At 66.0% G+C, this 9,874-nt stretch carries 10 protein-coding genes and 1 pseudogene; 10 read left to right on the top strand and 1 reads right to left on the bottom strand.

The window, feature by feature from the left end; genetic code table 11:
* From ELR45_RS40815 to ELR45_RS12680, 9 genes are all read left to right on the top strand, one after another.
* On the top strand, window positions 1–467 hold a 467-nt coding region (locus tag ELR45_RS40815; RefSeq protein ID WP_240759554.1), incomplete at its 5' end, for a GTPase Era.
* Window positions 468–639: 172 nt separating this feature from the next.
* A complete protein-coding gene (locus tag ELR45_RS12715) occupies window positions 640–822 on the top strand; it encodes a hypothetical protein (RefSeq protein WP_129666436.1) in 183 nt (60 codons plus the stop codon).
* A 17-nt stretch (window positions 823–839) separates the two neighbouring features.
* Window positions 840–2,582, top strand: coding sequence for a fumarate reductase (quinol) flavoprotein subunit (gene frdA, locus ELR45_RS12710; RefSeq protein WP_129666434.1), 1,743 nt, complete (start codon window positions 840–842; stop codon window positions 2,580–2,582).
* 7 nt (window positions 2,583–2,589) lie between these two features.
* On the top strand, window positions 2,590–3,333 hold the full coding sequence (locus ELR45_RS12705; RefSeq protein WP_129666432.1) for a succinate dehydrogenase/fumarate reductase iron-sulfur subunit: 744 nt from the start codon (window positions 2,590–2,592) through the stop codon (window positions 3,331–3,333).
* 44 nt (window positions 3,334–3,377) lie between these two features.
* Window positions 3,378–3,737 (top strand): fumarate reductase subunit C, encoded by a 360-nt coding sequence (locus ELR45_RS12700; protein WP_129666606.1) that lies wholly within the window; start codon window positions 3,378–3,380, stop codon window positions 3,735–3,737.
* Window positions 3,738–4,088, top strand: coding sequence for a fumarate reductase subunit D (locus ELR45_RS12695; RefSeq protein WP_129666430.1), 351 nt, complete (start codon window positions 3,738–3,740; stop codon window positions 4,086–4,088).
* Between the two features lie 157 nt (window positions 4,089–4,245).
* Window positions 4,246–4,764 (top strand): hypothetical protein, encoded by a 519-nt coding sequence (locus tag ELR45_RS12690; RefSeq protein WP_129666428.1) that lies wholly within the window; start codon window positions 4,246–4,248, stop codon window positions 4,762–4,764.
* A 250-nt stretch (window positions 4,765–5,014) separates the two neighbouring features.
* On the top strand, window positions 5,015–6,754 hold the full coding sequence (gene leuA / locus ELR45_RS12685) for a 2-isopropylmalate synthase (protein WP_129666426.1): 1,740 nt from the start codon (window positions 5,015–5,017) through the stop codon (window positions 6,752–6,754).
* 109 nt (window positions 6,755–6,863) lie between these two features.
* Window positions 6,864–7,787: an SDR family oxidoreductase gene (locus tag ELR45_RS12680; RefSeq protein ID WP_129666425.1), complete on the top strand. Its 924-nt coding sequence runs from the start codon at window positions 6,864–6,866 to the stop codon at window positions 7,785–7,787.
* A gap of 251 nt (window positions 7,788–8,038) precedes the next feature.
* Here the strand turns inward: ELR45_RS12680 and ELR45_RS12675 are convergent, their stop codons facing one another.
* Window positions 8,039–9,379 (bottom strand): type 1 glutamine amidotransferase family protein, encoded by a 1,341-nt coding sequence (locus ELR45_RS12675; protein ID WP_129666423.1) that lies wholly within the window; start codon window positions 9,377–9,379, stop codon window positions 8,039–8,041.
* A 354-nt stretch (window positions 9,380–9,733) separates the two neighbouring features.
* Here ELR45_RS12675 and ELR45_RS42700 point away from each other — a divergent pair.
* Window positions 9,734–9,874 (top strand): annotated as a pseudogene (locus ELR45_RS42700) (hypothetical protein); the annotation flags it as partial.

Below are 9,874 nucleotides of genomic sequence, written 5' to 3'. Positions count from 1 at the left end.
GGGCGGAGATCGTTCCGGTCTCGGCCACCACCGGTCGGCAGATCGATCTGCTCGCGGGCCTCCTGCTCGGACGGATGCCACCAGGGCCGCCGCTCTACCCTGAGGGCGAGCTGACCGACGAGCCTGAGGAGAAGCTTGTCTCGGAGCTGGTTCGCGAGGCCGCGCTCGAGGGGGTCCGGGACGAGCTACCGCACTCCATCGCGGTCGTCGTCGAGGAGATGATCCCCCGGGAAGACCGGCCCGAGGACCGGCCGCTTCTCGATGTGCACGTCAACATCTATGTCGAGCGGGACAGCCAGAAATCGATCGTGATCGGCCGGAAAGGGGCCCGGCTGCGGGAGGTCGGCACCCAGGCCCGGCAGCACATCGAGCGGCTGTTGGGCACGCCTGTCTACCTCGATCTTCACGTCAAGGTCGCCAAGGACTGGCAGCGCGACCCGAAGCAGCTCGGCCGCCTCGGCTTCTGAAGGCCAACGATAAACAGGCCCCTTCCGGGAGGCCTCGCATGGTGAGACACTGTACGAGTACCGCTGACGCCCAGCCGGCCTATAAGGGGCCGAACCCGCTTATGAAGGAAGTGGTGGGGCGATGACAGTCACGAGTACGAGGTTCACCAATCGGCGGGCACCGTGCGGCCGTTTGACCGACGGTGAGCATAGCGAATCCCGCGACAACCAGGGCCTGGTCAGCGACCAGATGCTGTTCGACTGCGGCTGTAAGAAGAGCCGCGAGGAATACCACGACGGCAGCATCGAGGAGACCACGGTCAAGCACGACGGCAAGCTGTTGAGCCACGAGACGATCTCCGAGCACGGGGCATAGCGTCCTTCGGAGATCCCGTGACCACGGCTCACGATGTCGTTCTTGTCGGCGGTGGTGGCGCCGGGTTACGCGCGGCGATCGCCATCGCTGAGGCGCGCCCGGAACTCGACGTCGCGGTCGTGTCGAAGGTCTATCCCATGCGCAGCCACACGGTCTCGGCGGAAGGCGGCGCGGCCGGCGTGATCGGCGCGGATGACAGCCTCGACGAACATATCTACGACACCATCTCCGGCAGCGACTGGCTCGCTGACCAGGACGCGGTCGAGATGTTCGTCGAGGAGGCGCCGCGCGAGCTGATCCGCCTCGAGCACTGGGGCTGCCCGTGGAGCCGCGAGCCCGACGGCCGAGTCGCTGTCCGCCCATTCGGCGGCATGAAGAAGCAGCGCACCTGGTTCGCCGCGGACAAGACCGGTTTCCACATGCTGCACACGCTGTTTCAGACGTCGCTTAAGTACGGGACTATCCACCGGTACGACGAATGGTTCGTCACGAAGCTGGTGGTCGACGACGGCGTGATCCAGGGCGTGGTCGCGATCGAGTTGTCGACCGGCCGGATCGAGACGATGACCGCCAAGGCCGTCATCCTCGCTACCGGTGGGTGCGGGCGGGTCTTCCCGTTCACGACGAATGCCGCCATCAAGACCGGCGACGGCATGTCGTTGGCGTACCGCGCGGGTGCGCCGCTCAAGGACATGGAGTTTGTGCAGTACCACCCGACCGGGCTGCCGTTCACCGGCATTCTGATCACGGAGGCGGCGCGAGCCGAAGGCGGCTGGTTGCTGAACAAGGACGGCTATCGGTACCTGCAGGATTATGACCTCGGTAAGCCGGAGCCGACACCGGTGCTGCGCAGCATGGAGCTCGGTCCCCGCGACCGGCTGTCGCAGGCGTTCGTCCATGAGGTGGAGGAGGGCCGTGCCATCGACACGCCGTACGGTCCGGCGGTTCACCTCGACCTGCGTCACTTGGGGGCGAAGGTCATCGACGCGAAGATTCCGTTCGTCCGGGAGCTGTGCCTGAAATACCAGAACGTCGATCCGGCTGCTGAGCTGGTTCAGGTACGGCCGGTGGTGCACTACATGATGGGCGGAGTACATACCGACATTCACGGTGCGACGCCGGTCAAGGGCCTGTACGCCGCCGGCGAGGTGGCGTGCGTGAGCATCAACGGCGCCAACCGGCTCGGGTCGAACTCGTTGCCCGAGTTGCTGGTCTTCGGTGCGCGGGCGGGCCGGGCGGCCGCCGAGTATGCCGCGGGTGCATCAGGACCTACCAGAGCCGGCCTCCGTCAGGCCGACGACGAGCACCGTCGGATCTGGCGTGAGCTGAGAGGCCGGGAGCCAAACGGCAACGAGCGGATCGCCGATCTCCGCGAGCAGATGCAGCACACGATGGAAGGCGGCGCCGGTATCTACCGCACCGGCGACTCGCTGACCAAGGCGGTCGACACGCTTCATGAGTTTCAGGGCAGGCGGGACCAGGCCAGGATCGAGGACCACAGCCACACGTTCAACACTGAACTGCTGACATTCCTCGAACTGTCCGCGATGCTGGACGTCGCGGAGACGATCGTCTACTCCGCCCTGCGGCGCGAAGAGTCGCGGGGCGCCCACCAGCGTACGGACTACTCGGCGCGCGACAATGACCGCTTCTTGGCCCACTCCCTTGCCCATCGGGCGTCCGACGGCTCGTGCCAGATCCGCTACCTGCCGGTGACCATCACCCGGTGGCCGGTCGGAGAACGCGTCTACGGGAGGTGACTTCGCGGTGGCAGACTCAATTACGTTGAGGGTCACTCGCTACCAGCCCGAGGTCGACGACGAGCCGAGGGCACAGGACTTCGACGTGCCGTTGCGCGAGAACTGGGTCGTCCTGGACGGGCTCAACTACATCAAGGACCGCCTGGACGGAACACTGTCATACCGCTGGTCGTGCCGGATGGGTATCTGCGGTAGCTGCGGCATGATGGTCGACGGCGAACCGGCACTGACCTGCGCCACGTTCCTGGTCGACCACGCGCCGGGTCCGATCCGGGTCGAACCGCTCGCCAACTTCCCAGTGGTCCGCGACCTGGTCGTGGACATCGGCGACTTCCTGGAGAAGCTTCCGCGAGTTTCCCCATGGATCGTCCGCGACGACGACATTCCGGTGGACGAAGGCGAGTCCCTGCAGACGCCTGAAGAGCTGGCCGACTACAAGCAGTACAGCATGTGCATCAACTGCATGCTGTGCTACTCCGCCTGTCCGGTCTACGGGTTGGACCCGGACTTCATCGGGCCGGCCGCCATCGCGCTGGCTCAGCGTTACAACCTGGATTCACGGGACGACGGAGCCGCCAAGCGGCTGGACGTGCTGATCCACCCGGACGGAGTGTGGGGATGCACGTTCGTTGGGGAGTGCACCACGGCCTGCCCGAAGGATGTCGACCCAGCGGGCGCCATCCAGCGCTACAAGCTGACCGCGGCGATGGAGACCATCAAGTCCTATGTGTCGCCTGGAGGTGGACCGTGACGGGCACGGGTACGGGTACCGGGCAACGCGCATACCGCCCGCGGATGTCACTGTGGTGGTGGGCACGCAAGCGGTCGTACACGCTGTTCATCCTCCGGGAGCTGAGCAGCGTCTTCGTGGCGTGGTTCGTGCTGTTCACGCTGCTGACGGTGTGGTCGGTCGCCCGCGGTGAAGAGCGGTACGAACAGTTCCTCGACTTCGCCTCCAACCCGCTCGTGGTCGCACTGAACGTGCTCGCACTGGCGTTCTTGCTGTTCCACACCGTCACCTGGTTCAACCTGACCCCGAAAGCCATGCCGGTCAAGGTGCGAGGTCGGCGGGTGCCGTCGACGGTGGTCATAGCGGCTCAATGGCTCGGGTTCGTCGTCGTGTCGGCGTTCGTTGTGTGGCTGGTGGTGAGCTAGATGCCTAACCGGGAGGTCGAACCGTTCGCGTGGATGGCGTTCAGCGCCGGCGGCGTGGCCGCGGCGATGTTCGCGCCCATACTGCTGTTCCTGTTCGGGTTGGCTCTCCCGCTGGGCTGGGTCTCGCCGGACCATGCAGGCTTGCTGGATGCCCTCGGGCATCCGCTGACCAGGCTCGCGTTGCTGGGCGTATGCGCGGCGGCTCTGTTTCACTTCGCGCACCGATTTCGGTACACCCTGTACGACGGGCTGCAACTGGCACGTTTCGGCACTGTGATCACTGCCGGTTGTTACGGTCTGGCCGTGCTCGGATCGGCCGCCGCGGCCTACATCCTCCTGCTCGTCCTGTAGCTGGTTCTATAGGGCGCCAGCGCCGTTCGAAGCTCTGTGCCGCCACGGATCTGTCCCAGATGTGGAGGCTGATCCGGACGCCATACGCGGCGTGACGTAGGCGGAGTTGCGCAGACGAGCGGACGACCGGGAGCCGCCCCGGCGGCACGATCGGGTCATGAAGATCTCCCGGAACATCCGAAGGCTGACGATCGTCGTGCACACTGCCGCGTCCGTCGGCTGGCTCGGGGCCGCGGTCATCCTGCTCGTGCTGACCAGCGGCGTGGTGACCGGCGACCTCGAACCGGCGGCTGCGTATCCGGCGGCCGCAAGGATCGGGACCATGGTGGTTGTGCCGCTGAGCCTGCTGGCGCTCTTGACGGGCCTGGTCCTGGCGCTGGGCACTCATTGGGGTGTGTTCCGGCACTGGTGGGTGACGGTGAAGCTGGCGACCACCGCCCTGATGACGGTGCTCGTGCTCGGCCTCCTCATGCCGGCGCTGCGGACAGCGGCCGACACTGGGGCCGCTCTGCCGCCGGACGAGCAGTCGGGCCTGATGATCGGGCCGAGCGTGTCGTCCGGCCTGCTCATGCTGAACCTGGTCCTGAGCGTCTACCGGCCGGGCCGGTCGCGGGCAGGACGCCGGCCAGCTCGCCAGGGCGCCCTTGTCGGTGCAGCTCCGGCCCGGAGCCGATGAGACGTCTGACGGTCGTCGTGGGTCGACGCCGGCAGTCCGCCTGCACGGCTTCTTAAAGCCCATCTCTACGGCTTCTTAAGGCGGGGTGGGTCGCGCGCGATGGGGGTGATGGCGTAGAGTCGTCGACCGTGCGGCGCTTTGGCCTCCTGCTTAGCTGCCGCGGTGAGGTTCGCTAGACCGGCTCCCTCGCCGCGGTGAGTTTGCGCTGCCGGTCGTGCTTGTCTCGACCGCATTCAGGAGCTTCTTTACGATGAATACCACTGACGTCACCATGGCGTGGCCGCCCGTACAGAAACCTTCGCAGATGCCGGTGCACCGGTACCGGCCTTTCCACGAGCAGATCGCCGTCGACCTGCCGGATCGTACCTGGCCAACCCGCCGGATCGAGACCGCACCCGCGTGGTGCGCCGTCGACCTCCGCGACGGCAACCAGGCGCTGATCGACCCGATGAACGCCGAGCGTAAGAAGCGCATGTTCGATCTGCTCGTGCGGATGGGATACAAGCAGATCGAGGTCGGCTTCCCAGCGGCAAGTCAGACCGACTTCGACTTCGTCCGCGAGCTCATCGAGGGTGACCACATCCCCGACGACGTCGCCATCCAGGTGCTGTCCCAGTGCCGGGACGCGCTGCTCGAGCGGACCTTCGAGTCTTTGCGCGCCGCCAAGCAGGCGATCGTGCACATCTACAACTCGACGTCCATCCTGCAGCGCCGGGTCGTCTTCGGCCTGGATCGCGACGGCATCACCGACATCGCTACGAACGGTGCCCGCACCGCGCAGAAGTACGCGGAGTCGATCACTCCCGACACGGAGATCTACTGGGAGTACTCGCCAGAGTCTTACACCGGAACGGAGCTGGAGTACGCAGCCGAGATCTGCGGGGCGGTGGCCGACGTCCTCGAGCCGACGCCGGACCGGAAGATGATCGTCAATCTGCCGGCGACGGTCGAGATGGCCACCCCGAACGTCTACGCGGACTCCATCGAGTGGATGAACCGGAACCTCCCGCACCGGGAGTCGATGATTCTGTCGCTGCATCCGCACAACGACCGCGGAACCGGCGTGGCGGCGGCGGAGCTCGGGCTGATGGCCGGTGCCGACCGGGTCGAGGGATGCCTGTTCGGCAACGGCGAGCGCACCGGGAACGTCTGTCTGGTCACCCTGGGGATGAACATGTTCACTCAGGGGATCGACCCGCAGATCGACTTCAGCGACATCGATGAGATCCGCCGGACGGTCGAGTACTGCAACCAGCTGCCTGTCGCTGAGCGGCATCCATGGGGTGGTGACCTGGTCTACACGGCGTTCTCCGGCAGCCATCAGGACGCGATCAACAAGGGGTTCGAGGCCCTCCAGCGCGACGCCAAGGACGCCGGAACAGCGGTGGACGATTTCGCCTGGGAGGTTCCGTACCTGCCGGTGGACCCGAAGGACGTCGGACGCAACTACGAGGCGGTCATCCGGGTCAATTCCCAGTCCGGCAAGGGCGGCGTGGCCTACGTGATGAAGGCCGAGCACCAGTTCGACTTGCCGCGCCGGTTGCAGATCGAGTTCTCCGGCGTGGTCCAGGCGTTCACCGATGGCGGCGGTGGAGAGGTAGACCCGGCGAGGATGGGGGAGATCTTCATGGCCGAGTACCTGGACCGCACGACCCCGCTGAAACTGAACTCGGTGCACACGTCATCCGCCGCCGGCGAGCGCGACGTCCTCGAGGTCGGCGTGTACGTCGATGGAGAGCGCCGCACGCTGGAGGGCTCGGGCGACGGCCCGATCGATGCGTTCGTCAACGCCCTGTCGACGGTCGGCCACGAGGTCCGCGTGCTCGACTACGCCGAGCACGCGATGAGTTCCGGCGCCGACGCCCGGGCGGCTGCCTATCTCGAGTGCTCCGTAGGCGGGGACGTCTACTGGGGCGTCGGTGTGGACGCCAACATCGTGACGGCCTCGCTCAAGGCCGTCGTCAGTGCCGTGAACCGCTCCGCCTCGTAACTCTCTCCGATGATCATCAACCGTTGGACCGGCCATCAGCGGTCTAACGGTTGATGATCATCAGGAAATGCTGACGTCGGTTGTCAGGGTTTGCTGTCACCGTTGACGTATGAGTGACACATCGAAGCAACTGTCCGGCAAGGTCGCACTCGTTGCCGGCGCGACACGCGGAGCAGGCCGAGGGATCGCTGTGGAGCTGGGAGCCACCGGCGCCACGGTCTATGTGACCGGGAGAACCACTCGTGAGCAGCGCTCGGAGATCGACCGCCCGGAGACCATCGAGGAAACGGCCGAGCTGGTCACTGCGGCAGGCGGTCAGGGGATTGCCGTACAGGTCGACCACCTGGAGCGCGAGCAGGTCCGGGCGTTGGTGGAACGCATCGATGCCGAACAGGGCCGGCTCGATGTCCTGGTCAATGACATCTGGGGTGGCGAGCTGCTCTTCAGCTGGAGCGACAAGCTGTGGGAGCACTCGCTCGACGACGGCCTGCGCATCCTGCGGCTGGCGATCGACACGCACATCATCACCAGCCACTACGCGCTGCCGTTGCTGATCAGGAAGCCGGGAGGGCTGGTGGTCGAGGTGACCGACGGCACCGTGGAGTACAACGCGTCGAACTACCGTGTCTCGTTCTTCTATGACCTGGCGAAGGTCTCGGTCACTCGCATGGCATTCGCGCAGGCGAAGGAGCTGGCCGAGCACGGCGGCACCGCGGTGTCGCTGACACCGGGCTGGCTGCGTTCAGAGATGATGCTTGAGCACTTCGGGGTTACCGAGGCGAACTGGGGTGACGCGCTGGCGAACGTGCCGCACTTCGCCATCTCGGAGACCCCGGCGTTCGTCGGACGCGCCGTCGCGGCGCTCGCGGGCGATCCGGAGGTGAATCGGTGGAACGGCGAGTCACTCTCGAGTGGCCGGCTGGCTCAGGTCTACGGCTTCACCGACCTGGACGGCAGCCGGCCGGACGCCTGGCGGTATCTCGTCGAGGTCCAGGACGCTGGCAAGCCTGCCGACGTCACCGGCTACCGCTGAGGATGCAGTAGGCCCGGCCTGCATCCAGCTCAGTAGCCGGCTGTGCACCCAGGCCAGGTTCGGCGCCTGCGCGAGGTCGCCGTTCCTGAGCGTTCCGGCGACGGCGGATGCCCGCTCCAGCAACCCCGGATTGTCACCGGGGGCGGCGACGAACTCGACTTCCGCAGGGTGTGCGGCGTCGTGGATGCGCCGGCGGTCGTCGTCGCCGTGCTCGCCGGTGACCAGAATGAGGTGATGTTCTCGCACGTTCGTCATCTTTGCGTTCCGTCGGAGACCACGATCACTTCGAACAGATCGATCATTGGCAGTTCGATAGTCCAAGGGATGAGCACGGTCCGGCCCTGGCCGAAGGAACCGGACGCATAGCCGGGATGGCCGACGGGGACGTGTCCGTAACACTTCTCCGGTGGCCCGTACGGCGCCTGGCTGAGCAGGGTGAGCTGAGATGTCGCGTCGTCATCCCAGGTCAGGTAGTGATAAGCGCCGTGTACGGGCAGCACCGGGGCCGGATACGCGGCAGGCACGTCGTCAGCTGTGCCGTTGCCATTCGTCGAGACCTGCCGGTGTGGTGCCTCCGACGTCGCTGGGTCGGCGGCGACGTATACGCCGAAGAGGCGTTCCTCACCTGCATGGACCGCTTCGCGACGGGTGGCGGGGAGGTTCGTGAGTTGGACGGTGTCGTCGGTGATGGCGGTCGCGCCGGTGCTCAGCAGCCGGCCACCGCGCTCGACGAAGGCGTCCAGTTCGGCAACGGTGCTCGGTGCCAACGGTCCGAGATCTCCGAGTACCAGCAGCGAATAGCGGGCCAGGCCACCGTCGGCGGCCATCTCGTCGATGTGCTGCTGGGCGACGACGTCGAAGGGGATGTGGCGCTCTTGCAGTGCGGCGTAGAGCCCTCGGAACTCGGCCGTGGCCTCGGCGTGACGGTCGTCGTCGAGACCGTGCCTGTCGGGGCGCACCAGGCCGGTGCGTGCGACCGGAACCATTCCGTCGTAGACGTCGTGCCGACGGGCGTGGAAACGGGTCAGCTCACCGGCGACGTCGAGGCATTCGCAGGGGATCTGTCCTGGTGTGCCCATGATGTACGTGGATGGGTTGCCTCCCCGGGAAATGGTCTGGACGAGGTACTGGGCGAAGTGTTCCGCCTGCTCGCCGGCCATCCGATACGGCATGTCGACGAACGCCACCGAATTGACCAGCACTGGGACGTCGGGATGGTGCGACCGGAAGGCGCTGACCGCCTCGGAGGTGGCATGCGGCCAGAGCTCGCGGCCGATCGCGTTGTTGGCCTCGTGGAAGACGATGTCGGCGGACTGGCCCAGGATGAGACCTGCGTCGGGCCGGCGTTGCGCGATATGGTCCCGGATCCGTGTGGTGAGGACGTCGATGCTCTCGGAGACGAACGTGCGCCACAACCCGTACGTCGCCGACTCCGGACCGGTGGGAAGTTCGGCCGTGTCACCGCTGAACCGGGCGAACGCGCGGACGCACCCTGAGCAGTGGCAGGGGCCGTGGTACGCACGGCTGTAGTCGACCTCGTTGAAGCCGAACCAGTTGAAAAAGAAGCCGTCGACCGGATAGCGCCCGATCACTTCATCGAGGATCTCGAAGGTGCGCTGCTGGTAGTACGCGCCGCATCCGAAACGGCATGGACCACCACGGGCCGCCGTTGATCTGCCGTCCGGTCGCGGTCGTCTCCGTTGACGTATGAGTCACGGCGTCGCACCTTCGTCTCTGACGATCGTGGGCGTCTTCATCGCTATATTGGTCAAACCACCTTGCCGGTTTGAGAGCTTAGGAGCGACCTGGGTCACTGTCAATGGCCGCCCCGCCCGTGCGGCCGGCGCTGCGCGCCTGCGGCCGGCCTCGTAGTGCCTGAGCATGTGTTCAGCGTACGTACGGTGTGACCTGCCCATCCGTGGGCGGTAAGGTGGGCGCCCAGAGACATGGGCCCGTTGTGCGGTAAGGAAGAGGGATCGCGTCAAGTGGTTCAACCAGATGATGCGGCATTTCACGCGGTTGAGCGGTCGAGGGTGTACTCCTCCGTCGTGGACCAGATCCTCGCGAGCATCAGGTCCGGCCGGTTC

Origin of the sequence: Phytoactinopolyspora endophytica, from assembly GCF_004138495.1 — a bacterium.
GTDB lineage: Bacteria > Actinomycetota > Actinomycetes > Jiangellales > Jiangellaceae > Phytoactinopolyspora > Phytoactinopolyspora endophytica.
Note: the sequence above shows the minus strand (reverse complement) of the source record. Positions and strands in the feature narration are given on the sequence as shown.

Bases quoted from the DNA above. Each gene is read 5' to 3' on its own strand.
- ELR45_RS12695 (WP_129666430.1), top strand. From the start codon at position 3,738: ATGCCTAACCGGGAGGTCGAACCGTTCGCGTGGATGGCGTTCAGCGCC.
- leuA (WP_129666426.1), top strand. From the start codon at position 5,015: ATGAATACCACTGACGTCACCATGGCGTGGCCGCCCGTACAGAAACCT.
- ELR45_RS12700 (WP_129666606.1), top strand. From the start codon at position 3,378: ATGTCACTGTGGTGGTGGGCACGCAAGCGGTCGTACACGCTGTTCATC.
- ELR45_RS12680 (WP_129666425.1), top strand. From the start codon at position 6,864: ATGAGTGACACATCGAAGCAACTGTCCGGCAAGGTCGCACTCGTTGCC.
- ELR45_RS12690 (WP_129666428.1), top strand. From the start codon at position 4,246: ATGAAGATCTCCCGGAACATCCGAAGGCTGACGATCGTCGTGCACACT.